Raw genomic sequence first — 25258 nt, 5'->3', positions numbered from 1 at the left:
CCCATGAGCAGTGTGCCCTCCGACGCCGTGCCCAGCGCGCGGCCGTTGACTCGCAGTGATTACAAAACGCTTTCCCTGGCCGCTTTGGGCGGCGCCCTCGAGTTTTACGACTTCATCATCTTCGTGTTCTTCGCGACGGTGGTGGGGAACCTGTTCTTCCCGGCTGAAATGCCTGACTGGCTGCGCCAGGTGCAGACGTTCGGTATTTTCGCTGCGGGCTACCTGGCCCGGCCGCTGGGCGGGATTGTGATGGCGCACTTCGGTGACCTGCTGGGGCGCAAGAAGATGTTCACCCTGAGCATCTTCATGATGGCGTTGCCGACCCTGCTGATGGGCCTGTTACCCACGTACGCACAGATTGGCATGGCCGCCCCGATTCTGCTGCTGGTGCTGCGGGTGATCCAGGGCGCTGCCATCGGCGGAGAAGTGCCGGGTGCCTGGGTGTTCGTCTCCGAGCATGTGCCCGGGCGTAATGTGGGCTTTGCCTGCGGCACACTGACCTGTGGCCTGACCTCAGGCATCTTGCTCGGCTCGCTGGTGGCCACCGCCATCAACAGCATTTATGACGCTCAGCAGCTTGCGGATTTTGCCTGGCGCATCCCGTTCCTGCTGGGCGGGGTGTTCGGCTTCTTCGCCGTTTACCTGCGCCGTTGGCTGCACGAAACTCCAGTGTTCGCCGAGCTGCAGCAGCGCAAGGCCCTCGCCGCTGAACTGCCACTGCGCGCCGTGCTGCGCGACCACCCGGGTGCAGTCGTGGTGTCGATGCTGCTGACCTGGCTGCTGTCGGCCGCGATCGTGGTGGTGATCCTGATGACGCCCACGCTGTTGCAGAAGCTGTTCGGCTTCAGCCCGCGCGAGGCGTTGCAGGCCAACAGCATTGCCATCGTGTTCCTGAGCCTGGGCTGCATCGGTGCCGGCTATTGGGCGGATCGCGCCGGCGCCGGGCGAGTCTTCGTGGTGGGGAGCCTGGGGTTGGGCGTGTGCACCTGGCTGCTCTATCACACCTTGGGTGACCACCCGAACTGGCTGTTCCCGCTCTATGCCCTGACAGGCCTGATGGTCGGGACCATCGGTGCGGTGCCTTATGTGATGGTGAAGGCATTCCCGCCGGTGGTCCGCTTCAGCGGGCTGTCGTTCTCCTACAACCTGGCCTATGCCATTTTCGGCGGCCTTACGCCCATGGCGGTCAGTATCATGATGAAGACCAATCCGATGGGCCCGGCCGTTTATGTAGCAGGCGTGTGTGTGATCGGTGTGCTGGTGGGGCTTTACCTGCTGGCTAAAAAACGCTGAGCGAGGTGGGCCCAGGCGGGGTGGCAGCTGGCCAGTCATATTAGTGTCATGCAAGTTTCATAAAGTGGCGCCGCCGGATACCTCTCGTTCTGGCCCTTTCCAAAAGCCTGCCGGGAGTACGGGTATGACCTTCAAGCTGTACGCGGGCGTGTTCGCCCTGGCCATGGCAGGCCTGAATGTTGCGCAGGCCGAGGTCGACCCCGCCCTGGCGGTGTACCAGAAAACCAGCGGTATCGCGGGCAACCTCAACAGCGTCGGCTCCGACACGCTGGCCAACGTGATGACACTCTGGGCCGAGGCCTTTCGCCGCGAATACCCCAGCGTGAATGTGCAGGTCCAGGCAGCCGGCTCATCCACGGCGCCCCCGGCACTGACTGCGGGCACCTCCAACCTGGGGCCGATGAGCCGCAAGATGAAGGACGTCGAGCTGCAGGCCTTCGAACAGAAGTACGGCTACAAGCCAACGCCCGTTCCGGTCGCGGTAGATGCCCTGGCGCTGTTCGTGCACAAGGACAATCCTATCCCCGGGCTGACCCTGGCCCAGGCCGATGCGATCTTTTCCTCGACCCGGCTCTGTGGCGCGCCGGCCGAGGTCAAGAGCTGGGGTGACCTGGGCGTGAAGGGAGACCTCGCGAACAAGTCCCTGCAATTGTTCGGGCGCAATTCGGTGTCAGGTACCTACGGCTTTTTCAAGGAACAGGCGCTGTGCAAGGGCGACTTCAAGCCCAACGTCAACGAGCAGCCGGGTTCGGCGGCCGTTGTGCAGGCGATCAGCAGTTCGCTCAACGGTATCGGTTATTCGGGATCGGCTATCGCACCGCCAGCGTGCGCACGGTACCCTTGGCGCGCCAGGCCGGCGGGCCTTATGTAGAAGACAACGAAACCAACGCGCTCAATGGCAGCTATCCATTGGCGCGTTACCTGTACGTTTATGTGAACAAGGCGCCCAACCAGCCGTTGCCTGCGCTGGAAGGCGAGTTCATCAAGCTGATGCTGTCCCAGGCGGGGCAGCAGGTAGTGGTCAGGGATGGCTATATTCCTTTGCCGGCCAAAGTGGTGCAGCGCACCCTGGCCGAGCTTGGGCTCAACGCCGGTAAAACGCCTGCCGCTCTCTGACGGCAGGCAACGCCCGACCCCCGTTTCGCCTAGCGCCGACGGGGGTTTGGCATGCCTGATCGATGTAATCTTTCTGTCACATGACGCCGTTAGGGTGTGCGGATGAACGACCTGACCCCTCCACCGGTGGCGCCCGGCTACCCGGCGCCCCGCATCGACTTCAATGCGCCGGCGTTTCGCCGCAAGCGCCGGCTGCGCGCGTGGGTCGACCGGCTGACGCGGGGCTATGTGCTGGTAGGCGGCCTGAGTGTTCTGGCGGCGGTCACTCTGATCTTCTTTTACCTCGCATGGGTCGTGCTGCCCCTGTTCCAGGGAGCCAGCCTCAGCGCTCAGCCCATGGTGGCGCCTGCCTGGCTCAAGGACAGCGGCAAGCCGCTGTTGCTCACCGTCGAGGAACAGAACCTCGTCGGGCTGCGGGTATCGAGCCAGGGCGAGGCAGTGTTCTTCAATACGCAAAGCGGTGCGCCGCTGCAGCGCATCACCCTGCCGGTGCCTGCGGGCACGCACTTGGTTTCGGTCGCCAAGGGCCAGCCGGGTACGCCATGGTTGGTTGCGGGCCTTTCCAACGGCGAGGCGTTGGTAATGCGCAGCAGCTACAAGCTGGAGTACCCGGATAACGTCAAGACGGTCAGCCCGGTGCTTGAGTTTCCCTACGGCAGGGCCCCACTGACAGTGGACACCCAAGGCCAACCGTTGGAAAACGTAGCGATCACCGTATCGGACACCACGCTGCTGATCGCTGCCTCAAGCGGCGCCACGCTCAGCGTGCTGTCGGTGGCCGAGCGCGAAGACAATCTGGCCGGGCAAACCCGCCGCGAGCAGGCCAATATCGTGCTCCCGCAAATGGCCGAGCCGGCCAAAGCCCTGTTTCTCGACCCGCGCCAGCAATGGCTCTACGTACTCAACGGGCGCGCTCAGGCGGATGTATTCGACCTTCGCAAGCGCAGCCTCAATGGCCGCTACAAGCTGCTCGAAGATGGCAAGTCGGAAGTGACCGCCAGCCGCCAGCTGGTGGGCGGCACCTCCTTGATGATCGGCACCTCCAAAGGCGTCATCAGCCAATGGTTCATGGCCCGGGACGTAGACGGCGAGCCGCGGCTGAACCACATCCGCGACTTCAAGCTCGGCGATGCGCCCATCGATTTCATCCGTGCCGAAGAGCGCCGCAAGGGCTTCATTGCCCTGGACCGCGACGGCGTGCTTGGAGTGTTCCACAGCACAGCACACCGCACACTGCTGACCCAGCAGGTGGTGCGCCACGGCGAAGCGCTGGCGCTGTCGCCGCGGGCCGACCACGTGCTGGTCGAAGAGCAGGGCCGCTGGTTCCCTTTCGCATTGCACAACCCGCACCCGGAGGTGTCCTGGAGCGCGCTCTGGGACAAGGTGTGGTACGAGAACTACGACAAGCCCGAGTACGTCTGGCAGTCGACCGCCGCCAACAGTGATTTCGAGCCCAAGCTGAGCCTTGCGCCGCTGACCTTCGGCACCCTGAAGGCTGCGTTCTACGCCATGCTGCTGGCTGCGCCGCTGGCCATCTCGGCCGCTATCTACACCGCCTATTTCATGGCCGCGCCCATGCGCCGCAAGGTCAAGCCGGTGATCGAGATGATGGAGGCGATGCCCACGGTGATCCTGGGCTTTATCGCCGGGCTGTTCCTGGCGCCCTACGTCGAAGGGCACCTGCCCGGCATATTTGCGCTGTTGCTGTTTACGCCTGTGGGCATTGTGCTCGCAGGCTGGTGCTGGAGTCGCCTGCCGGCCGATTGGCGGCTGAGCCTGAAGCCTGGCTGGGAGAGTGCGGTTCTGATTCCAGTCATTCTCGGGGTGGCCGGGTTGTCGCTGTGGCTGAGCCCGCGCCTCGAAACCCTGCTGTTCGATGGCGACATGCGCCAGTGGGTGGGGACTTATCTGGGCCTTGGCTTCGACCAGCGCAACGCGTTGGTGGTGGGCCTGGCGATGGGCTTTGCGGTGATCCCCAACATCTACTCGATCGCCGAAGACGCCATCTTCAGCGTGCCACGCGGCCTTACCCACGGCTCGCTCGCACTGGGCGCTACGCCCTGGCAAACGCTCACGCGTGTAGTGATCCTCACCGCGAGCCCCGGTATTTTCTCGGCGCTGATGATCGGCCTGGGCCGCGCGGTCGGTGAAACCATGATCGTGCTGATGGCCACCGGCAACACGCCGATCATGGACATGAACCTGTTCGAAGGCATGCGTACCCTGGCGGCCAACGTGGCCGTCGAAATGCCCGAGGCTGAGGTGGGCTCCAGCCACTATCGGGTGCTGTTCCTGGCAGCGTTGGTGTTGCTGCTGTTCACCTTCGTGATGAACACCCTGGCCGAGGTGATCCGCCAGCGTCTTCGCAAGAAGTACTCCTCGCTGTGATCAAGGTAGGCAGGGTGAAGAAACAGACATTACCGGTTGGGTCAGCAGTGGCGCGCCAGCGGTGTGGCTCAGCGCCGGCGCCGTCTCGGCTGCCGTCATCATGACCGTCGGCCTGCTGCTGGTGATTGCAGTACGCGGCCTGGGGCATTTCTGGCCTGCCGACCTTCAGCAAGCGAGTTATCAGGTGCCGGGCCTGCCGGCGCAGGTGCTGGTGGGCGAGGTGGTACAGCGTGAAGACGTGCCGCGCGAGCGGCTGCAGGCCAATGGCTTGCCGGTGAGCGCCGATGGCCCGCCGATGATGACCCGCGAGCTGCTCAAGGTGGGCAACCGCGACGTCTACGGCAGTGATTTCGTCTGGGTGATCGCCGATTGGCTGAAGGCACCGCAGGCGCCCGCCGACCTGGTGGCATTGGAGCGGCGGGAATGGGGCAACTTCTACGGCCGGCTGATGGACGTGCGCGAGGATGGCCGGGTCGTAGCCCAAGGCAATGATGCCTGGGCCGCCCTGCAGCCGCGTTTGCTGCGTGTGCAGCAGTTGCAGGCTGACCTCGACCGCTTGCAGGGCAAGGACATCAGCGCGATCAACCACCAGCTTGAGCGCTTGCGCCTGCAGGCGCGCAAGGACCAGTTGCAAGGCGAGCACAACGCATCAGCGCAGGCCGACCGCGAAGCGCGTGAGGCTGAGCTCAAGGCCAGTTATCAACAGGTCGAGGCGCATCTCAACACCTTGCGCCAGCAGATCGAGCGCGACAGCATCACCCTGGCCGAGGCCGGCGGCAAAGCCGTAACGGTCAACCTCGGCCAAGTGGTGCATGCCTATCAGCCCAACGGCATGGGCGTGTGGGACAAAACGGGTTTTTACTTCACCAAGCTTTGGGAGTTCCTCAGTACCGGGCCACGAGAGGCCAATACCGAGGGTGGTGTTTTCCCGGCCATCTTCGGCACGGTGATGATGACTCTGATCATGGCCATTATCGTGACGCCGTTCGGTGTGCTTGCAGCGGTCTACCTGCGCGAGTACGCGCGGCAGAATCTGGTGACCCGGCTGATCCGCATCGCGGTGAACAACCTGGCCGGTGTCCCGGCCATCGTCTACGGTGTGTTCGGCCTGGGCTTTTTCGTTTACATGGTCGGCGGCTCGCTCGACCAGCTGTTCTTTCCCGAGGCACTGCCGGCGCCGACGCTGGGCACGCCGGGCCTGCTCTGGGCTTCGCTCACCCTCGCATTGCTGGCGGTGCCGGTGGTGATCGTGTCTACCGAAGAGGGCCTGGCGCGTATTCCGCGCAGCCTGCGCGAAGGCTCGCTGGCGCTGGGCGCTACCCAGGCCGAAACCCTGTGGAAGGTCGTGCTGCCCATGGCGAGCCCGGCGATGATGACCGGCATGATCCTGGCCGTGGCGCGCGCCGCAGGCGAGGTGGCCCCGCTGATGTTGGTGGGGGTGGTCAAGCTGGCCCCTTCACTGCCGGTCGATGGCAATTTCCCCTATGTGCACCTGGATCAGAAGATCATGCACCTGGGTTTTCACATCTACGACGTGGGCTTCCAGAGCCCCAACGTCGAAGCGGCGCGGCCGCTGGTCTACGCTACCGCCTTGTTGCTGGTGCTGGTGATCGCGCTGCTCAACCTGTCTGCCGTGGCGATTCGTAACCGCCTGCGGGAGAAGTACAAGGCACTGGACAGCTGAGGCTGCCCGGGCATCGAAGAGAGTTGCCATGGAGCGTTATACCCAACCCCCACGAGGCCGCGCGGAACTGGCGGCCCAGCGACGCAGCCGCAGCCAGGCGCTGGAGCCGCAGAACATCGCCTTGCAGGTCAGCGGGCTGAACCTGCATTACGCCAAGAGCCAGGCGTTGTTCGACATTTCCCTGAGCATCCCGCGCCAGCGAGTGACGGCCTTCATCGGCCCGTCGGGTTGCGGCAAGTCCACCCTGTTGCGCACCTTCAATCGCATGAACGACCTGGTCGACGACTGCCGCGTGGCCGGCGAAGTATGCCTGGAAGGCCAGAACATCTATGCCAAGGGCCAGGACGTGGCGGAGCTGCGCCGCCGTGTGGGCATGGTGTTCCAGAAGCCCAACCCGTTCCCCAAGACCATCTATGAGAACGTGGTTTATGGGCTGCGCCTGCAGGGGATGAACAAGAAACGCGCGCTCGATGAATCGGTGGAGTGGGCGCTGCGCGGGGCGGCCCTGTGGGATGAGGTCAAGGACCGCCTGCACGAGTCGGCGCTGGGTTTGTCGGGCGGCCAGCAGCAGCGCCTGGTGATCGCCCGCACTATCGCCGTAGAGCCGCAGGTGCTGTTGCTCGATGAGCCATGCTCGGCGCTAGACCCGATCTCTACGCTGAAAGTCGAAGAGCTGATCTACGAACTGAAATCGCGCTACACCATCGTGATCGTGACGCACAACATGCAGCAGGCGGCGCGGGTATCGGACTACACCGCCTTCATGCACATGGGCCGGCTGGTGGAGTTCGGCGATACCGACACCTTGTTCACCAACCCGGCCAAAAAGCACACCGAAGACTACATCACCGGCCGTTATGGCTGAACACAACCCAGCACGCTGTCTTATCCCTCCCACCGGACGCTCCAAAGGGCTTAGATCATGATTGACAAGCACAGCCTCACCCACCACATCTCCCAGCAGTACAACGCCGAGCTCGAAGAGGTTCGCAGCCACCTGCTGGCCATGGGCGGCCTGGTCGAGAAGCAGGTCAACGACGCCGTCACCGCGCTGATCGAGGCCGATTCGGGCCTTGCCCAGCAAGTGCGTGATATCGACGACGAGATCAACCAGATGGAGCGCACCATCGACGAGGAATGCCTGCGCATCCTCGCTCGCCGCCAACCGGCCGCTTCCGATCTGCGGCTGATCATCAGCATCTCCAAGTCGGTGATCGACCTGGAGCGCATCGGTGACGAATCCACCAAGATCGCCCGGCGCGCGATCCAGCTGTGCGAAGAAGGCGAGTCGCCGCGTGGCTACGTGGAAGTACGCCACATCAGCGGCCAGGTACGTGCGATGGTGCGTGATGCGCTGGATGCGTTCGCCCGCTTCGATGCCGACCTCGCCCTGTCGGTGGCTCAGTACGACAAGACCATCGATCGCGAATACAAGTCCGCGTTGCGCGAGCTGGTCACCTTCATGATGGAAGACCCGCGCTCGATCTCGCGCGTGCTGAACGTGATCTGGGTACTGCGTTCGCTGGAGCGCATCGGTGATCACGCGCGCAACATTTCGGAGCTGGTGATCTATCTGGTGCAAGGCACCGATGTGCGCCATCTGGGCCTTGAGCGCATGCGCGAAGAAGTTCAGCGTGGCGGTGCCGAACGGGCTAATGTTTCCCCTGAAGCGGGCGATAACTGAGATTGCCTGCGTTCCCGCGCCCGGCTTTGGCCGGGCGTTTTTGTCTGGGTCACACGCAGGCTGACGTTCCGCCGGCGGGCGGCATCCCTTTTTTTGGCATTGGCTTGGCGTTGGTTTGGCAATTGGCCATTAAGCAGCGGTATGCTGGGCGGGTAATCTTCAGGAGTGGTCGATGGCTAAGGTCAGTGTTCTGGTTGTGGATGATGCGCCCTTCATCCGCGACCTGGTGAAGAAGTGTCTGCGCAATGCGTTTCCGGGTATCCATACCGAAGACGCCGTCAACGGCCGCAAGGCCCAGGCCATGCTGGCCAAGGAAAGCTTCGACCTGGTGCTGTGCGATTGGGAGATGCCGGAAATGTCCGGCCTCGAGTTGCTGACCTGGTTTCGCCAGCAGGAGAGCGGCAAGGGCGTTCCATTCATTATGGTAACCAGCCGTGGCGACAAGGAAAACGTGGTGCAGGCCATTCAGGCCGGCGTTTCCGATTATGTGGGCAAGCCGTTCACCAACGAGCAATTGCTGACCAAGATCAAAAAGGCCATGCACCGGGCGGGCAAGCTCGACTTGCTGCTCGGTGGTGGCGCACGCCCGGCGCCGACCAGCGCCTTGAACGAGTCGCTCAGTGCCCTCACCGGTGGGCGCCCCGAGGCCGTCGCCCCACGTGCGGCAGCGCCAGCTCCGGCGACTGCAGCCGCACCTCGGCCCGCCCCGGCAGCGGCCTCGGCAGCGGCCTCGGCAGCACCGTCCGGCCGCGGGCAGGCTCAACTGCGCCTGGCCAGCGGTGGCTCGATGCAGGCGGTGATCAAAGCGCTGAGCCTCAAGGAGGCCCTGCTGCTGGTCAAACGTGGCGAACAATTGCCACAGGTGCTCGAGCACGCAGTGATCGACCTCGAGCAGGGTGACAACGCAGAGACCGCGCGCCTCAATGGTTATCTGCATGCCATCATGGCCTTCGAGCCCAAGCCCGATAGCGACTGGTTGCAGCTGAGCTTCCGCTTCGTCGACCAGGATGCGCAGAAGCTCGACTACCTGTCGCGGCTGATCGCCCGCGGCACCGCGCAGAAGCATTTCGTCCCAGGGGCATGACTCGGCATTGGCCCCCGGCTATGCTCCGGGGGGCCAACTGCTGCGGTATAGCCATGCCGATTCGCCCGACCCTGCTATTGCTTCTTCTGGCCCTCGCTGCGCAACCGGCCGGGGCGCGGCCTACCGTCTATAAATTCGTCGATGCCAACGGCGTGACCAACTACACCGACAAGCCCACCAAGGGCGCGCAGGTGTTCGTGTTCAACGACCGCATGGACGAGCACCTTGAGCGCCAGGTTCACCTTGAGCAAACCAAGGCACGGGGCAAAGTGACCTTCACCGCGCGCAACGATCTGTTCGCGCCGGTGCAGGTGCGCCTGAGCTTCAAGGGCCTGGGCAATGTGGCGGGGGCGCCTGCGAGCATCAGCCGGGTGATCCCGGCGCGTGGTCAGGTCACGCTGCTCACCCTGGCGGCCCAGGACGCTGGCCGCCCCCTTCGCTACACACCGGTATTCAATTACTTCCTCGGCGACCCCGGCTCCGCTGTCGGCGGCTATCGCTATGCATTGCCGTGGGTGGGCGGGCCTTTCTACATCAGCCAGGGTGCCAACGGCCAATACAGCCATACGGGGCCGAAAAGCCGCTACGCCCTCGACATCGCCATGCCGGTGGGCACGCCGATCATCGCCGCACGCGCCGGCACCGTGGTGAAGGTGGAGAACAGCCAGAGCGGGCGAGGGCAGAACCCTGCAGGCAACTTCGTGCGCATCCTGCACGACGACGGCAGCATGGGCGTTTACCTGCACCTGATGCAGGGTTCTGTGGTGGTGCGTGAAGGCCAGCGTGTGAGCGTTGGCACAGCGCTGGCCCAGTCGGGCAATACCGGCAACAGCACCGGCCCGCATCTGCACTTCGTGGTGCAGCGCAATACGGGCCTTGCGCTGGAGTCGATCCCGTACCAGTTCGACCGGCCGGTGGCGCCGTTGCCCAACTTCGCGTTGGGCAAGCGTTGATCAATCGAGCTTGAGCACCTTGGCCAGCACGATCTTCGGGCCTTTCATCTTCTTGATGATGATGCGCAGGCCTTCGACCTCCAGCACTTCCTCATCCTCGGGCACGCGCTTGAGGCTGTCGTAAACCAGCCCTGCGAGGGTTTCCGCCTCGATGTGGTCCAGGTCAACGCCCAGGAGGCGTTCCAGCTTGAACAGCGGTGTGTCGCCGCGCACCAGCAGTTTGCCAGGCTGGTAGGCCAGCACGCCGCGCTCGGCCTTGCGGTGCTCGTCCTGGATGTCGCCGACCAGCACTTCCAGCACATCTTCCATGGTCAGGTAGCCGATCACCTTGCCATCGGCCTCCTCGACCAATGCGAAGTGCGCCGAGCCCTGGCGAAACTGCTCCAGCAAGGCGGACAACGGCATATGCCGCGAGACACGCTCCACCGGGCGCAGCAGCTCATCGAGCTCGAAACGCTCGGGCGTGTAGTCCTTGGCGGCGAGCTCCAGCAGCAGGTCCTTGATGTGCAACAGGCCGACGAACTCGCCCAGGTCGCTGTTGTACACCGGGAAGCGGCTGTACTTGTGGCGGCGGAACCGCTCCAGGATCTCCGGCAACGTGGCGTTGTGCTCAAGGCTCACCAGGTCTTCGCGGGAGTTCGCCCAGTCCACCACTTCGAGTTCGCCCATCTCCACCGCCGAGGCGAGCACGCGCATGCCTTGGTCGGAAGGGTCCTGGCCACGGCTGGAGTGCAGGATCAGCTTGAGTTCGTCGCGGCTGTAATGGTGTTCGTGATGCGGCCCGGGCTCGCCCTGGCCTGCGATGCGCAGGATGGCGTTGGCGCTGGCGTTGAGCAGCCAGATGGCCGGGTACATCATCCAGTAGAACAGGTACAGCGGCACTGCCGTCCACAGCGACAGCAGCTCGGGCTTGCGAATCGCCCAGGACTTGGGCGCCAGCTCGCCGACCACGATGTGCAGGTAGGAGATCACGAAGAATGCGGTGAAGAACGACGCACCCTTGATGACCTCCGGCGATTGCACACCCACCGCCGCCAGGGCGGGCTCCAGCAGGTGCGCGAAGGCCGGCTCGCCGACCCAGCCCAGGCCCAGAGAGGCAAGGGTGATGCCCAGTTGGCAGGCAGAGAGGTAGGCATCGAGCTGGCTGTGAACGGTGCGCAGGATGCGCCCGCGCCAGCCATGGCGCTTGGCGATGCCTTCGACCTTGGTGGCGCGCAGCTTGACCATGGCGAACTCGGCGGCCACGAAGAAGCCGTTGAGCAGTACCAGGACGAAAGCGAAGATGATCATGCCGAAGTCGGCGAACAGGGCGTACAGCGATAAACCGGGGGAAGGGTCCATGATGGGGTGTTTGGTAGTCCGTAGAGAGCGTTAGAGATGCACGCACGGGAAAAATCCCACGCGAACGTTGCAATTTAGCGACTGATGCAAGCATTGCCTAGAACAAATATCAGCCTTGGGTTCCATCGGCCTGTTCTGGATCAACCGAACGGGCAGCACGCAAGTTACGAGCCTGCGGGATCTGCGCCGGGGCGAAGTGGCAGATGAAGGTGCTGCCGTGGTTGGGCACGCTGGCGATTTCCATGCGCCCACGGTGGCGCATCAGCACGTGCTTGACGATCGCAAGGCCCAGGCCGGTGCCGCCGGTGTTGGAGTTTCGGCTGGAGTCGACACGGTAGAAGCGTTCGGTCAACCGCGGGATGTGCATCGCCTCGATACCAATACCCGAGTCTTTCACGCTCAGGTGCGCGCCCTGGCCATCCTGCCAGAAACGCACCAGCACCCGGCCCTTGTCCGGGGTGTATTTCACCGCGTTGAACACCAGGTTCGAGAAGGCGCTGCGCAACTCCGGCTCGCTACCCTTGAGCCAGCAGTTGGCATCCACTTCCAGAGTGATGTCATGGCCACGCGCGCCGGAGAGCGCGCGGGCGTCGCTGACGATGCTCTTGAGCAGGGCCTGTACGTCCACGGGCTGGTTTTCCGAGGGGTAATCGGTGGCTTCAAGGCGCGCCAATAGCAGCAGGTCGTTGAGCAGCGTCTGCATGCGCCCGCCTTGTTGCTGCATCTGCTGCAGGGCGCGCAGCCAGCGCGGGTTGATGCCGTCGCTGTTGTCGAGCAGGGTTTCCAGGTAACCGGTAATCACCGTCAGGGGTGTGCGCAGCTCATGGGAAACGTTGGCAACGAAATCCTTGCGCATCTGCTCCAGCTGGTGAACACGGGTCACGTCGCGCACCACCAGCAGGTGTTCGTTGTTGCCGTAGCGGGTGATGACCAGCTGAATGCGCACCTGATCCTGAATGGGCGAGGCCATCTCGATGGGCTCGGCATAGTTGCCCGCGTGGAAGTACTCGAAAAACCGCGGGTTGCGCACCAGGTTGGTGATCGGCTGGCCGCCGTCGCCGGGCGAGCGCAGCCCCAGGAGGGTTTCGGCGGCGTTGTTCCACCACTCCAGGTTGCCGTCGCTGTCGAGCATGATCACCCCATCGCGCAGGGCGGCGGTGGAGTCCTGTACACGGTCGATCAAGGCTTGCAGGCGGTCGCGGGCACGGATGTCGCGACGTTGCACGGTGTAGATGCTGTCGAACACATCGCCCCACAGGCCGCCGGCTTCGGGCGGCGGCTCATCGGGCTTCTGGTGTTTGAGCCAGTGGTTCAGGCGCAGCAATTGCTTGAGCGTGGCGGCCAGGTAAAGCCCCAGGCCTACGGCCAGGCTGGCACCGTAGTGGTTGGTGATAAGGCCCACCAGCAGGCACGCGGTAACCAGAAGCGCCAGGTGGCGTATCAGGATACCGAGCCAGTTCTGATTCAATTACCGCGCATCCCTTCGGCAGAGCCAGGCGTGCTAGCTCTTGGTGGAGAAACGGTAACCCGTGCCGCGAACGGTCTGTACCAGGTTCTCGTAGGCGTCGCCCAGTGCCTTGCGCAGGCGGCGGATATGCACATCGACCGTTCGCTCTTCCACGTAGACGTTGCCGCCCCAGACCTGGTCGAGCAGCTGGCCACGAGTATAAGCGCGTTCCTGGTGGGTCATGAAGAACTGCAGCAGGCGGTATTCGGTAGGGCCCATTTCGGCCGGGCGGCCGTCGATGGTCACGCGATGGCTCACAGGATCCAGCAGCAGCCCGCCCACCTCGATCGGCGTTTCGCCATCGCTGGCGCCGGCACGGCGCAGTACAGCCTTCAGACGTGCTACCAGTTCGCGCGGGGAGAAAGGCTTGGTGATGTAGTCATCGGCGCCCACTTCCAGGCCCTGGATCTTGTTGTCTTCCTCACCTTTGGCCGTGAGCATGATGATCGGCGTGCCCGCAGTGAGCTCGTCACGCTTGAGGCGGCGCGCCAGCTCGATGCCGGAGGTGCCGGGCAGCATCCAGTCGAGCAGGATGAGGTCGGGCTTGCGGTCGACGATGATGGCGTGAGCCTGGGGCGCGCTTTCGGCCTCGAGGCAATCATAGCCAGCCATTTCAAGGGCGACGGCGATCATCTCGCGGATCGGGGCTTCGTCGTCGACGATGAGAATGCTTCTGCCAACCATGCTTAACCTCGTGTCAATCTTCTGCAATGCGCAGCATTAGATAACGGAATTATTGCAGCGATGTGACAGATGTTCCTTGGGCACTTGCCTGAAATGCCCGCCAGGGCACGTCAGCGCAGGGCGTAGTCCAGCACCAGCCCCACGAAAATGGCCAACCCCGCCCAGTGGTTATGCAGGAACGCTTCGAAGCAGGCCATGCGTTCGCGGGTACGGGTTTTCCAGGATTGCCAGGCGAAACAGCCCACTGCCACGGCAATGCCGAGGTGAAACCAGCCGCCCAGCCCGAAGCGCACACCTGCCAGCAACAGGCAAGCCACCATCAGCCCTTGAAGGATGGCGATGATCAGGCGGTCGGAGTTGCCGAACAGGATTGCAGTGGACTTAACGCCGATGCGCAGGTCGTCGTCGCGGTCGGTCATGGCGTAGTAAGTGTCGTAGGCGACCGTCCAGGCCAGGTTGGCCAGGTACAGCAACCACGCGGCGGAGGGCACGTGGCCGGTTTCGGCGGTGAACGCCATCGGCATGCCCCAGGAAAAGGCCGCGCCCAACACCACTTGCGGGTAGTGGGTATAGCGCTTCATGAACGGGTAGCAGAAGGCGATCAGCAAGCCCCCGAACGACAGCCATACGGTGGTAGCATTGGTGCACAGCACCAGCGCGAAGCTGGCCAGCACCAATACGGCGAAGAACACCAGCGCCTCGCGGCCTGCGCACCCGGCCGCTGACCAGTGGGCGCTGCTCGGTGCGTTCGACGTGGCCGTCGACCTTGCGGTCGGCGAAGTCGTTGATGACGCAACCGGCGGCTCGCATCATGAACACGCCGAGTACGAAGATCAGCACGTTGCCAAGCGACGGTGAGCCATCGCCGGCAATCCACAGCGCCCAGAGTGTGGGCCACAGCAGCAGGTAGATGCCGATGGGCTTGTCGACCCGGGCCAGCTGGATGAAGTCCCAGGCGCGCGGGTGCAGGCGGTTGAGTGAGCGCAACATCTGTTGGTAAAGCATCAGCAGGCCTCGCTCGGGCAACCCGGTGGCACGCCACAGGGTAGGCAGGAACACCTCGGTTACCAGTACTGCAAGCCCCGGCTGGCCAGCGGCCTGGCGGTCGAAGCGCGACCGCCGCGCCCACAGATCGTGAGCAGCCACTTCGCGCGGCAACCAGCGGTAGGGATAACGGCAGGTTTCGAACGGCTGGCGGGCGAAGGCCGGGTCGCTGAACAGCAGTTGCCCCAGCGACCGAGTACCCAAAGCCTGCAATGCGAAGTCACATGCCTCCAGCGCCTGGCGGCCGGCGACGCTGCGGGCGAACACCCAGGGCTCGCCACGCCCGCGCAGAAACACCTCACGCACCCAACCCTCGCTGCCCTGGGCAAGGCCCAGTGCCTGGCACTCGTCGGTGCGCAAAGGCTGCCAACCTTCACGCAAGGGCGTGACGGTAAAGCGGTGCTCGGAGGCAAGGGTGAGGCGCTGGGTCAAGGAACCTGCGTCGAACAGCCATTGCCGCACGCTGGCGGAGGCTTGGTCGGCATCGGGTGCCCAGATAACGGGCTCGTCTGGCGAGAAAGAGGCTGGCACGGTGGCATTGGCAGGCAATGATAAGGGCCTGGAGCTTAGCATGTTTGCCAAGCGGGTTGAGCCGCTGCGGCGCCTGCCCTGGGGCGGCTACGGCTGGCCCTTGGCGAAAATAGCCTGCACTCCGTCCGAAACAGCATTGCCCGAGCGCAGCAAAGCGGCAAAGCCCACTGGCGCGGCAGGCAGGGCCATGCCATTCTCACCGCTACCCGCCGCGCGGCAGAGCCTGCGCCCGGGCCAGCCCCGCCAGAGCGCGGGGCGCATAACAACAAAAACCGAAAAGAGGTTTCTTACATGCGCAAACCCGAACTGGCCGCCGTTATCGCTGAGCGCGCCGATCTCACCAAAGACAAAGCCAACGAAGTGCTGAACGTGCTGCTGGAGCAGATCACGCTGGGGGTCAGCAAGGGCGAGAACGTCACCCTGGTCGGCTTTGGTACGTTCGAAAAACGCCACCGTGGCGCGCGCCAGGGCAAGAATCCGCAAACCGGTGAGCCGGTGAAGATCCGCGCAAGCAACACCGTGGCCTTCAAGCCGGGCAAGTTCCTCAAGGAGTGCCTGGTCTCCTGACCGGCCAGGAACCTGCAGCGCAGCGGCCGTGTCACTGTGGTACACGGTCGCGATGCCGGGGGTAGGCGCTGATGAGTAAGGTATTTCGCTGGGAAGCTCAACAGGGGCGGGGCATCGAGCACCTGGCGCTGACGTTTCGCGAAAGCCAGGTCATGGCCAACAGTGTTGTGATCGGCGACGACTACGCCTTCATCTACACCCTTAGCGTCGATGCGCAGTGGCAAACGCGCCTGCTCGATATCGCCAGCCCGTCCGGCACCCCCTCACTGCGGTTATGGTCTGACGGCAACGGCCATTGGCGAGATGTGGAAAGCGATGTTCCGCTGCCCGCGCTCGACGGCTGTATCGATGCCGACATCGCCATCACCCCCTTCACCAACACCCTGCCGATCCGCCGGCTCGACTGGCAGGCCGGCCAGAGCCGCACCTTGCGCATGGCGTATGTCAGTGTGCCGAGCCTTGAGGTGCGCGCTGTCGAGCAACGTTACACCTGCATCGAGCCGAACAAATGGTTTCTCTACGAGAGCCTCGACACACCCTTCAAGGCCCAGATAGAACTGGATAACGATGGCGTCGTGATCGACTACCCCGGCTTGTTCACCCGCATTCCCTGATCAGCGCAGCTGTGCAAGGCAAGCCTCGATCGAGCGCCGTTCGGTGGCGTCATACAGCGCCATTTCATCGATCACCTCGCGCCCCAGCGCGTGCTGGAACTGCGCCTGGTTGGCGTTCTGCCCGTAATCGTTTTGCGCGCCATCACCCAGGTTCGACTGGAAAATCCCTGCCGCGCTGACCGGCAAAAAGTCTTCGTAAACGATAGGTTCGAACGCCACATGGCCGGCGGCAATCCACTCATCCAGCCCACCCTGCAATGGCCGCAGGCGCAGCCCGCTGGCCGTCGGTACATAGCGAAACCAGGCGAGGCCTTGTTCGCGCATCTGGCGGGCATCGTCCGGGAACGCTGAGAAGTGCTCGCCCAGCAAGCGCATGTACTGCTCGGCGTTGCCTTCGCTGGGCACACCGGCCAGTGCATCGCGCGAGGTTGCCAGCAGCTCGTCGTAAAGCGCGCGCCCTTTTGGCGTAAGCGCTGCGCCGCGCTGTTCGATTTCGCCGAAGCGGGCGGTGTGGCTGCCCTCCGTGCCCGCCTGGTCGGTGAACGCGACACGCTCCTGCAGCGCCTTGAAGCTGGTCTGGCGCAGCAGGATCGGCTCCTTGCGCGGCGGTGGGCCTTCGATCACGGCCTTGGGGGTGATCCCGCGCGCTGGCATCCCGGCCTGGATCTGGTCGATGTCCAGCGTGCGCGGCGTCAGGTGGTTGATGTGCGGGCCTTTGAACGCCACCACGTCGGCGATCAGCCGGTGCTGGTCGTGCAACTGTTGATACTGCTGCGCGGTGACCGTCGCGCGCTGGTGCCAGCGGAAGGTTTCCAGCGCCTGCTCTACGAATTCCTCGGCCTGGGCTTCATCCAACCCGCCGACGCGTTCGTGCTGTTCGATCAACGCCAGCGCGCGCGGGGTAAAGATCTGCCGGCGCGCAAGAATGGCGGCGGCCTGTTCGCGCAGCTCGGCGTTGTCGACCAACTCCAGGCGCAGCAGCGAGGTGAACACCCGGAACGGGCTGACCGCCAGAGATTGCTCGTGCACCGCTCGGAACGCGGTGGAATGCACCGGCACCCCGGCCGGCGTGAGGTCGTAATAGCCCACCGGCTGCATGCCCATCACGGCGAACAGGCGGGCGAGGGTGGCCAGCTCCTGCGCCGTGCCCACCCGGATCGCGCCATGGCGCTCAGCGTCGAGGCGCTCCAGCTCGCCGTTGTGGCGCAGCCGCTCGTGCAGCGCGGGATCTGCCGCCAGCACCTGTTCGTTGGTTTGCGCCACCAGCTCCAGCAGCGTGCCGTACAGCGGCACCTCCTGCTTGTACATCTCGGACATCGCACGTGAAAAGCGGGCGCGGATGTCATCTGGGTGGGCAAAACCTGAAGCGGGCATGGGCTGTCTCCGGCGGGTGGGATGGCTATCATCAAAGCGTTGAACCGGCACCGCCCGCAAGCGAAAAAAAGGCGTGGGGTCATTCCTGAAAGTGGCGAAGTGCGCTCCTTCAAGCTGTATGGACGGATGTTTTCGGATTCCGCCAGGGAATGATGTGCTGCCTATTCCTCGCTTGTTGCCTTGTGCAGCCCAGCTGATACTCGCTGCCATGTTCCGTTTATTCACCGGTTTCACAGGAGAGTTCTCATGATCGACGGCCTGCTCAAGCGCCTGGGTGTTCCCGCCACTGCCTACCAGCAAGGTGGCCACCCTGTCTTCACCCCCATCGACGGCAGCCAGCTCGGTGCTGTTGCGCTGGTGAGCAAGGCTGAGGCAGAGCGCAGCATCGGCCTGGCGCATGAGGCCTTCCTTGCCTGGCGCAGCGTACCGGCGCCGCGCCGTGGAGAGCTGGTGCGCCTGTTCGGCGAGGTGTTGCGCGAACACAAGGCCGACCTGGGCGAGCTGGTCAGTGTCGAAGCCGGCAAGATCACCCAGGAAGGCCTGGGTGAAGTGCAGGAAATGATCGACATCTGCGACTTCGCCGTCGGCCTGTCGCGCCAGCTCTACGGCCTGACCATCGCCTCCGAACGCCCAGGCCACCACATGCGTGAAACCTGGCACCCGGTCGGTGTGGTCGGGGTGATCAGCGCCTTCAACTTCCCGGTCGCGGTGTGGGCCTGGAACACCGCCCTGGCGCTGGTGTGCGGAAACTCGGTGGTATGGAAGCCTTCCGAGAAAACCCCGCTTACCGCCATCGCCTGCCAGGCACTCTTCGACAAGGCCCTGGCCCGTTTCGAAGGCGCGCCCGCCAACCTGGCGCAGGTGCTGATCGGTGCACGCGATGCGGGCGAAGCCCTGGTTGACGACCCGCGCGTACCCGTGGTCAGTGCCACCGGCAGCACCCGCATGGGCCGTGAAGTGGGCCCACGCGTGGCGGCCCGCTTCGGCCGCAGCATCCTGGAGCTGGGCGGCAACAACGCCATGATCGTCGCCCCGAGCGCCGACCTGGACCTGGCCGTTCGCGGCATTCTCTTCTCTGCCGTCGGCACCGCCGGCCAGCGCTGCACCACCCTGCGCCGGGTGATCGTGCACAACTCGATCAGGGCCGAGCTGGTCGAGCGCGTCAAGGCCGCCTACGGCAAGGTGCGCATCGGCGACCCGCGTGAAAACAACCTGGTAGGCCCGCTGATCGACAAAGCCTCGTTCCAGGCCATGCAGAACGCCTTGGCCCAGGCCCGCGACGAAGGCGGTGCAGTGTTCGGCGGCGAGCGCCAACTGGCCGAGCGCTACCCCAACGGCTACTACGTGGCGCCGGCCATCGTCGAAATGCCCGGGCAGAGCGCCGTGGTGCGCCATGAAACCTTTGCGCCGATTCTTTATGTGCTGGGCTATGACGATTTCGAACAGGCGCTGGCGCTGAACAACGAAGTGCCGCAGGGCCTGTCGTCGTGCATCTTCACCACCGACCTGCGCGAGGCCGAGCGTTTCCAGAGCGCGGCCGGCAGCGACTGCGGCATCGCCAACGTCAACATCGGCACCAGCGGCGCCGAGATCGGCGGTGCCTTCGGTGGCGAGAAGGAAACCGGCGGCGGCCGTGAATCCGGCTCCGATGCCTGGAAGGCCTACATGCGCCGCCAGACCAACACCATCAACTACTCCCGCGAACTGCCGCTAGCGCAGGGCATCGTGTTCGACTGACGCCGACCTTGCCGGCACGTCGCGCGGCAAGCCGCCCTCCCACCAAGTTTCAGGGGCACGACGTGGGAGGCCGGCTCGCCGGGCGATGCGGCCTCCAGGCCTTCCCCAGGACTTCAAGACCATGGCCACCAACGCGCTCCACCAGAAATGCCTGTGGGAACACATACTCCCCCCACCTGCGCCGGCCCAGCCGCTCACCGGTGAGCACAGCGCCGACGTCTGCGTGATCGGCGCCGGCATCACCGGCCTGTGCGCAGCCATTCACCTGCTCGAACAAGGCAAGCGCGTCATCCTGCTCGACGCTCACCGTGTCGGCCACGGCGGCTCGGGCCGCAACGTCGGGCTGGTGAACGCCGGCACCTGGATCAAGCCCGACGACGTGGCCGCCACCCTCGGCACCACTCAGGGCGAGCGATTGAACAGCGTGCTGGGCAACGCCCCTGCCGAAGTCTTCGAGATGATCCGCCGCCACGGCATCAACTGCCAGGCGCGCAACGAAGGCACCTTGCACATGGCCCACAACGCCACCGGCGTTGCCGACCTGCAGGCGCGCCACGAGCAATGGAGCCGGCGTGGCGCTCACGTCGAGCTGCTCACCGGCGCCCGTTGCGTCGAATACTGTGGCACCGACAAGGTCGACGCCGCACTGCTCGACCACCGCGCCGGCACCATCAACCCCATGGCCTACACCCGTGGCCTGGCCGATGCGGTGAGGCGCCTGGGCGGCGTGCTGTTGGAAGATTCGCCTGTTACCGCCCTGGTGCGTGAAGGCTTCGCCTGGCGGGTCAAAGCCGCCAACGGCAGCGTGCTCGCCGACCAGGTGGTGCTGTCGACCGGCGCTTATACCGAAGGTGAATGGAGCCAGATCCGCAACAACCACTTCCGCGGCTATTACTACCAGGTCGCATCGCGCCCGCTGGAAGGGGCCGCGGCTGAGCGCGTACTGCCTCACGGCCAAGGCTCCTGGGACACCCGCACCGTGCTCAGCAGCATCCGCCGCGATGAGCAGGGCCGCCTGCTGCTGGGCAGCCTGGGCCGGGTGGACAACAAACCCGGCTGGTTCATCAAGGGCTGGGCCGATCGCATCCAGCGCCACTACTTCCCCAGCCTCGGCAAGGTGGAGTGGGAAATGCACTGGACCGGCGTGATCGACTTCACCCCCGACCACCTGATGCGCCTCTACGAGCCGGCGGCCGGCCTGGTGGCCGTGACCGGTTACAACGGCCGCGGCAATACCACCGGCACCGTGCTCGGGCGGGCGTTGGCGCAGTTTCTGCTGACGCAGCGGGCCGATGAGCTGCCAGTGCCGTTCTCGGCCAATACGCCAGTCAGCGTGCCGGCATTGCGGACGGCGTTCTACGAGACCGGGTTTTCGCTGTACCACGCAGGGCAGTGCCTGCGGGTGGTTCTCTAGTTCAAGCGCTCGCCATTGCCCACCCGCACAACCGATGGCGAGCGTAATTTTCAACGCCCAACTCTCCGAAATTGCGGTGGCATCCCTGCCAACGGCTGCGGCTGATTTGCCCGTTCGCGGCAAAACCTGACATATGGCATTGTCGGAACATTGACGACAGAAACACGTCGAAATAGAATTTTCGATATCAATGTGCCATTTCAGGGATGTTCTGGGCGCGTTTTTTCCTTCCCGTCATTTCTCCGCACCTGATCCACGCACGCTCCTGGCCGTTTGCCTGAGCGCTGCCTTGCTTTGCCCGAATTTCTCGCTCAACACCTTTCGAGACCTGCGACATGGACGCCCGCCAACTGGCTTTTCTCGCCCGACTGCCCTCTGCCCGCCTGATCGAGCGCCAGCGTTTCTGGGGCCTGCCCAAGCGCGGGATCGCGCTCATCCTGATCAATGCGTTGTTCTGGCAACCGATCTGGGCACAGGCAGAGGGCATCGCGGTCAGCGGCGGCACCAACACGTCGGTGTCGCAGGCCGGCAATGGCGTGCCGATCGTCAATATCGCTGCGCCCAACGCGGCCGGGCTTTCGCACAACCAGTATCAGCAATACAACGTGGGCAGCGAGGGCGTGATCCTCAACAACGCCACGGGCAAAACGGCCAGCACCCAGCAAGGCGGCATCATTCTGGGCAACGGCAACCTCGGTGGCCGGGCGGCCGGCACCATTCTCAACGAAGTGGTTGGCGCAAACCCCTCCCAGCTCAAGGGCTATACGGAAGTTGCGGGGCAGGGCGCGCGGGTCATCGTCGCCAACCCCCATGGTGTGACGTGCGACGGCTGCGGCTTCATCAACACGCCACGCGCCACCCTCACCACCGGTACGCCGGTGCTCAATGGCAACGGCCAGCTGGACCACTTCCAGGTAGACGACGGCAACGTTGCCATCGAAGGCCAAGGGCTGGATGCCAGCCAGGTCGGCCAGTTCGAGATCATCACCCGCGCCGCGCAGATCAACGCCCAGATCAACGCGCAACAGTTGGCGGTGGTGGCGGGGCGCAACGATGTCGATGCGCAAACCCTCAACGCCACGCCGAGGGCGGGTAACGGCAGCGCCGCTCCGACGGTGGCCATCGACAGCTCGGCCCTGGGCGGCATGTACGCCGGTTCCATCAAGCTGGTGGGCACCGAAGCCGGAGTGGGCGTGCGGGTAGCGGGGAACCTGGCGGCCAGTGCGGGCGATATCCAGCTGGGTGCCAACGGGCAACTGACCGTTGGCCAGGTGGCCGCCACCGGCGCGGTGAGCGCCAAGGCCGCCAGTGCCAACATTCAGGGCACTGTGTACGGCAGCAGCGTCGACGTGCAAACCACCGGCGCGCTGAACATCCAGCAGAACGTCGCCGCCCGCGACCGTATCAACCTGGCCAGCAATGGCCAGATCACCAACAGCGCCATCGTCGAAGCCGGCGTGAATGCCGACAACAGCCGCAACGCCACCGCACAGCTGACCGTTACGGCGCAGAACCTGCGCAACAGCGGCAGCCTGAGCGCCAGCCACACCGTGCAGGCGACGGCCAGCCAGGCGCTGAACAACCAGGGCGGCACCCTGAGCGGCCAGGCAAGCACACAGGTGAGCGCGGGCACCCTGGACAACCGCAGTGGCCGCGTACTGAGCCAGAACGCGCTTACCGCGACCGCAGGCCAGGTACTCAATGGGCAGGGTGGGCTGATCGGCAGCGCGAATACCGTGACCCTCAACGCCGACCAACTGAGCAATGGCGGCGGCGAAATCTCAAGCCAAGGCACCCTCACTGCCCAAGGCCGCCAGGCCGACAACAGCAGCAACGGCCGCGTGCTCGCCAACGGTGACCTCACCCTGAATTACGCCACCCTGGCCAACCAGGGCGGCAGGATTGCCGGCCAGCAGTCGGTAAACCTCAACCTTGGCAGCCTGGACAACAGCGCGCAGGGCAGTGTGAAGGCTGCACGTAACGTAAACCTGGCCGCCACTGGTGCGGTGAACAACAGCCAGGGCGGCGAATTGGTTGCTGGTAGCGCCCTCACGCTGGCCAGCGCCAGCCTGGACAACAGCCAGAACGGGCGTATCGCGGGTGCCGGCGTGGCAGTCCAGACCGGAGCGCTCAACAACCGGGGCGCCAGCCTGACGAGCAGCGGGGCGCTTGCGCTCACCGCCGCCCAGGTCGACAACAGCGCGGCAGGCCGGATCGCCAGCGCCATGGCGCTCACCGCGAGCATGACGGGGCTGGATCAGCACTCCGGCGGGCAGCTGTTCAGCAATAGCGACCTGAGCCTGGACCTCAACCACGGCCAGCTCGACAACCAGGGCGGCTTGATCAACGCCCTGGGCGTTGTCGTCGCGCAACCTCGCCGCCGTGAACAACCAGCAGGGCGAGATTTCCAGCCAGCGCGCCTTCGCCCTCGAAGCCGACACCCTGCAGAACAGCCATGGCTCGCTGCTCAGCGGGCAGGCGCTGAGCGTGCGTATCCACCAACTGCTCGATAACAGCGCAAGCGGTGTGGTCAGCGGCAACGGCCTGGACCTGCGAGCTGGCACCCTGCTCAACGACAGCGGCAGCCTGCGCAGCACGGCGGCCCTGGCGGTGACGTCCGATGCAGCACTCTCCAACCAGAACGGTGAGCTGCTTGCCAGCGGCAACGCTACCGTGAACGCTGGCAGCCTCGACAATGCCGGTGGGCAGGTCAGCGCCGATCAGCGCCTGGCACTGAATGTGGCGCACGCCCTCGACAACCGCGCCGGCACCCTCGGCGCCGGCAGCGGCCTCGACCTTCAGGCGGGTAGCCTGGACAACCGCCAGGCGGGCGACGCGCTCACCGACGGTGAGCTCAACCTTGTCCTCAGTGGCGCCTTGGCCAACCAGGCCGGTAACGTGCGTGCCCTGGGCGCCTTGAGCGTGCAGGCCGCCAGCGTACAGAACGATGCCGGCCGGCTATCCAGCCAGCACGACCTCAACCTCACCACCGGCACCCTGAGCCAGCAAGGCGGCAAGCTGATGGCCGGCGGCAGCCTGGCCGTCAACGCCAGCGCCCTGGACAACCGCCTGGGCGGCCTGATCGGCGCAAACAACGCGCTGAACCTGACCGTCGGCCAGGTGGACAACCGCGCCGGTGAAATCTCCAGCCATGCCGGGGTGGCCCTGAGCGGGCAGCAACTGGACAACAGCGACGGCGGCAAGCTGATCGCCGGCACCGCCCTGCAGCTGGCGGTTGCGCGGGTTATCAACAACACCCAAGGCTTGCTCAGCGGCGGCACCCTGCGCCTCGATGGCAATCAGCTGGACAACAGCGGCGGCCGGGCGACGGCCCAGAACGGCGCCATTTTCGACCTCACCGGCAGCCTGCTCAACGCCGCCGGGCGCATCGGCAGCGAAGCGGCCTTGAGCGTCACTGCCGCAATGCTCGACAACACTGCCGGTAGCCTCTCAAGCGCAGGTGACCTTACGATCACCGCCAGCGGCGCAGTCAACAACCAGCAGGGAACGATCAGCACCGACCGCAACCTGGCCCTGGCCAGTGCGAGCCTCGACAACCGCAACCAGGCAAGCCTGAGCGGCAAACTGGCCAGCAACGTCACCACCGGTGCCTTCGACAACAGCCACGGCGGCCAACTGACCAGTCTCGGCACCCTGACCCTCACCGCAGGCCAGGTCACCAACCAGGACCGTGGCCGGCTCGCTGCGGCCCAAGCGGTAAACGCCAGCGTAACCGGGCTCGACCAGCAAGGCGGTGAGCTGTTCAGCCAGGGCCGCCTGGCCTTGAACCTGAACCACGGCCAGCTCAACAACCAGAACGGCCTGATCCATACTCCCGGCGCACTCTTGCCGAGCGCTCTTGCCGGCGGTGAACAACCACGGCGGTGAAATTTCCAGTGATCAAGGCTTCGAGCTTACCGCGCTGAGCCTGGATAACAGCGGCGGCCAGTTGAGCTCTCTCGGCAGCCTCACCCTGGCCGGCACCCAGCTGGACAACCGCCAGAACGGCCTGGTCAGCAGCAACGGTGCCCTGGCTCTGAACGTCGACACTGTCGACAACCGGGGCGGCGAGGTCTCCAGCAAAGACGCGCTGCACCTCACCGCTCAGCAGCTGGAACAGCGACGCAGGGCGCGTGATCGGCGAAAAAGCCCTCACGCTTGCGGTCGGCCGGCTGACCAACCAGAACGGCGGCGTGCTGTCTGGCCGTACCGGCCTGTCGCTTGCCGGCACGCAACTGAGCAA

18 protein-coding genes and 5 pseudogenes are annotated in these 25258 nt (G+C 64.7%); 17 read left to right on the top strand and 6 right to left on the bottom strand.

The genetic code is table 11. The features are described 5' to 3' along the window. Positions 1–3 precede the first annotated feature (3 nt). The 8 genes and pseudogenes from LN139_RS21020 to LN139_RS20985 all read left to right on the top strand — a co-directional run bounded on the left by LN139_RS21020 (position 4) and on the right by LN139_RS20985 (position 10202). A complete protein-coding gene (locus LN139_RS21020) occupies positions 4–1293 on the top strand; it encodes an MFS transporter (RefSeq protein ID WP_236356572.1) in 1290 nt (429 codons plus the stop codon). Positions 1294–1480: 187 nt separating this feature from the next. Then, positions 1481–2409 (top strand): annotated as a pseudogene (locus LN139_RS21015) (phosphate ABC transporter substrate-binding protein PstS family protein); the annotation flags it as partial. Between the two features lie 102 nt (positions 2410–2511). Further along, positions 2512–4797, top strand: a complete 2286-nt coding sequence (locus tag LN139_RS21010; RefSeq protein WP_236356570.1) for an ABC transporter permease subunit — start codon at positions 2512–2514, stop codon at positions 4795–4797. 28 nt (positions 4798–4825) lie between these two features. Beyond that, positions 4826–6481 carry a phosphate ABC transporter permease PstA gene (gene pstA / locus LN139_RS21005; protein WP_236360548.1) on the top strand — a complete coding sequence of 552 codons (1656 nt, stop codon included), beginning with the start codon at positions 4826–4828 and terminating at the stop codon, positions 6479–6481. Between the two features lie 28 nt (positions 6482–6509). After that, positions 6510–7346 carry a phosphate ABC transporter ATP-binding protein PstB gene (gene pstB / locus LN139_RS21000; protein ID WP_236356568.1) on the top strand — a complete coding sequence of 279 codons (837 nt, stop codon included), beginning with the start codon at positions 6510–6512 and terminating at the stop codon, positions 7344–7346. A gap of 57 nt (positions 7347–7403) precedes the next feature. After that, a complete protein-coding gene (phoU, locus tag LN139_RS20995; RefSeq protein WP_236356559.1) occupies positions 7404–8165 on the top strand; it encodes a phosphate signaling complex protein PhoU in 762 nt (253 codons plus the stop codon). 172 nt (positions 8166–8337) lie between these two features. Further along, complete coding sequence (locus LN139_RS20990; protein WP_236356556.1) at positions 8338–9249, top strand: response regulator; 912 nt, start codon at positions 8338–8340, stop codon at positions 9247–9249. Between the two features lie 53 nt (positions 9250–9302). Further along, a complete protein-coding gene (locus tag LN139_RS20985; RefSeq protein ID WP_236356555.1) occupies positions 9303–10202 on the top strand; it encodes a peptidoglycan DD-metalloendopeptidase family protein in 900 nt (299 codons plus the stop codon). Here the strand turns inward: LN139_RS20985 and LN139_RS20980 are convergent, their stop codons facing one another. The 5 genes and pseudogenes from LN139_RS20980 to LN139_RS20960 all read right to left on the bottom strand — a co-directional run. Continuing rightward, positions 10203–11543 (bottom strand): hemolysin family protein, encoded by a 1341-nt coding sequence (locus tag LN139_RS20980; RefSeq protein WP_236356554.1) that lies wholly within the window; start codon positions 11541–11543, stop codon positions 10203–10205. 109 nt (positions 11544–11652) lie between these two features. After that, positions 11653–13011 (bottom strand): phosphate regulon sensor histidine kinase PhoR, encoded by a 1359-nt coding sequence (phoR, locus tag LN139_RS20975; RefSeq protein ID WP_236356553.1) that lies wholly within the window; start codon positions 13009–13011, stop codon positions 11653–11655. Positions 13012–13044: 33 nt separating this feature from the next. Further along, positions 13045–13734, bottom strand: coding sequence for a phosphate regulon transcriptional regulator PhoB (gene phoB, locus LN139_RS20970; RefSeq protein WP_236356552.1), 690 nt, complete (start codon positions 13732–13734; stop codon positions 13045–13047). 110 nt (positions 13735–13844) lie between these two features. After that, positions 13845–14739 (bottom strand): annotated as a pseudogene (gene ubiA, locus LN139_RS20965) (4-hydroxybenzoate octaprenyltransferase). A gap of 27 nt (positions 14740–14766) precedes the next feature. After that, positions 14767–15309, bottom strand: a pseudogene (locus tag LN139_RS20960) (chorismate--pyruvate lyase family protein); the annotation flags it as partial. Between the two features lie 291 nt (positions 15310–15600). On the opposite strand from LN139_RS20960, the gene LN139_RS20955 reads away from it, so the two are divergent. After that, positions 15601–15876 carry an HU family DNA-binding protein gene (locus LN139_RS20955; protein ID WP_236356551.1) on the top strand — a complete coding sequence of 92 codons (276 nt, stop codon included), beginning with the start codon at positions 15601–15603 and terminating at the stop codon, positions 15874–15876. Between the two features lie 71 nt (positions 15877–15947). Beyond that, entirely contained in the window at positions 15948–16490 is a 543-nt protein-coding gene (locus LN139_RS20950; RefSeq protein ID WP_236356549.1) for a putative glycolipid-binding domain-containing protein, read from the top strand. On the opposite strand, the gene hglS is transcribed toward LN139_RS20950, so the two are convergent. Next, entirely contained in the window at positions 16491–17864 is a 1374-nt protein-coding gene (gene hglS, locus LN139_RS20945; protein ID WP_236356547.1) for a 2-oxoadipate dioxygenase/decarboxylase HglS, read from the bottom strand. A gap of 21 nt (positions 17865–17885) precedes the next feature. Between hglS and LN139_RS24985 the strand changes: the two genes are divergently transcribed. The 7 genes and pseudogenes from LN139_RS24985 to LN139_RS25865 all read left to right on the top strand — a co-directional run. Further along, entirely contained in the window at positions 17886–18017 is a 132-nt protein-coding gene (locus LN139_RS24985; RefSeq protein ID WP_268944778.1) for a hypothetical protein, read from the top strand. 93 nt (positions 18018–18110) lie between these two features. After that, entirely contained in the window at positions 18111–19601 is a 1491-nt protein-coding gene (amaB, locus tag LN139_RS20940; protein ID WP_236356545.1) for an L-piperidine-6-carboxylate dehydrogenase, read from the top strand. 121 nt (positions 19602–19722) lie between these two features. Beyond that, on the top strand, positions 19723–21015 hold the full coding sequence (amaA, locus tag LN139_RS20935) for an L-pipecolate oxidase (protein WP_236356543.1): 1293 nt from the start codon (positions 19723–19725) through the stop codon (positions 21013–21015). Positions 21016–21350: 335 nt separating this feature from the next. Further along, a complete protein-coding gene (locus LN139_RS20930) occupies positions 21351–23528 on the top strand; it encodes a two-partner secretion domain-containing protein (RefSeq protein ID WP_236356541.1) in 2178 nt (725 codons plus the stop codon). Continuing rightward, positions 23419–24903, top strand: coding sequence for a hypothetical protein (locus LN139_RS20925; protein WP_236360546.1), 1485 nt, complete (start codon positions 23419–23421; stop codon positions 24901–24903). The genes LN139_RS20930 and LN139_RS20925 overlap by 110 nt, the downstream gene beginning before the upstream one ends. Next, positions 24884–25078, top strand: a pseudogene (locus LN139_RS25870) (hypothetical protein); the annotation flags it as partial. The gene LN139_RS20925 and the pseudogene LN139_RS25870, both read left to right, overlap by 20 nt. 70 nt (positions 25079–25148) lie before the next feature. Further along, positions 25149–25208, top strand: a pseudogene (locus tag LN139_RS25865) (hypothetical protein); the annotation flags it as partial. Between the last annotated feature and the right edge of the window lie 50 nt (positions 25209–25258).

It is taken from the genome of Pseudomonas sp. KNUC1026 (assembly GCF_021650705.1).
In the GTDB taxonomy this organism is placed as follows: Bacteria; Pseudomonadota; Gammaproteobacteria; order Pseudomonadales; family Pseudomonadaceae; genus Aquipseudomonas.
Note: the sequence above shows the minus strand (reverse complement) of the source record. Positions and strands in the feature narration are given on the sequence as shown.

Bases quoted from the DNA above. Each gene is read 5' to 3' on its own strand.
- LN139_RS20930 (WP_236356541.1), top strand. From the start codon at position 21,351: ATGGACGCCCGCCAACTGGCTTTTCTCGCCCGACTGCCCTCTGCCCGC.
- LN139_RS21020 (WP_236356572.1), top strand. From the start codon at position 4: ATGAGCAGTGTGCCCTCCGACGCCGTGCCCAGCGCGCGGCCGTTGACT.
- phoB (WP_236356552.1), bottom strand. From the start codon at position 13,734: ATGGTTGGCAGAAGCATTCTCATCGTCGACGACGAAGCCCCGATCCGC.
- amaB (WP_236356545.1), top strand. From the start codon at position 18,111: ATGATCGACGGCCTGCTCAAGCGCCTGGGTGTTCCCGCCACTGCCTAC.
- LN139_RS24985 (WP_268944778.1), top strand. From the start codon at position 17,886: ATGGCTATCATCAAAGCGTTGAACCGGCACCGCCCGCAAGCGAAAAAA.
- LN139_RS20985 (WP_236356555.1), top strand. From the start codon at position 9,303: ATGCCGATTCGCCCGACCCTGCTATTGCTTCTTCTGGCCCTCGCTGCG.
- LN139_RS20955 (WP_236356551.1), top strand. From the start codon at position 15,601: ATGCGCAAACCCGAACTGGCCGCCGTTATCGCTGAGCGCGCCGATCTC.
- LN139_RS20980 (WP_236356554.1), bottom strand. From the start codon at position 11,543: ATGGACCCTTCCCCCGGTTTATCGCTGTACGCCCTGTTCGCCGACTTC.
- phoU (WP_236356559.1), top strand. From the start codon at position 7,404: ATGATTGACAAGCACAGCCTCACCCACCACATCTCCCAGCAGTACAAC.
- amaA (WP_236356543.1), top strand. From the start codon at position 19,723: ATGGCCACCAACGCGCTCCACCAGAAATGCCTGTGGGAACACATACTC.
- hglS (WP_236356547.1), bottom strand. From the start codon at position 17,864: ATGCCCGCTTCAGGTTTTGCCCACCCAGATGACATCCGCGCCCGCTTT.
- LN139_RS21010 (WP_236356570.1), top strand. From the start codon at position 2,512: ATGAACGACCTGACCCCTCCACCGGTGGCGCCCGGCTACCCGGCGCCC.
- pstB (WP_236356568.1), top strand. From the start codon at position 6,510: ATGGAGCGTTATACCCAACCCCCACGAGGCCGCGCGGAACTGGCGGCC.
- LN139_RS20990 (WP_236356556.1), top strand. From the start codon at position 8,338: ATGGCTAAGGTCAGTGTTCTGGTTGTGGATGATGCGCCCTTCATCCGC.
- LN139_RS20950 (WP_236356549.1), top strand. From the start codon at position 15,948: ATGAGTAAGGTATTTCGCTGGGAAGCTCAACAGGGGCGGGGCATCGAG.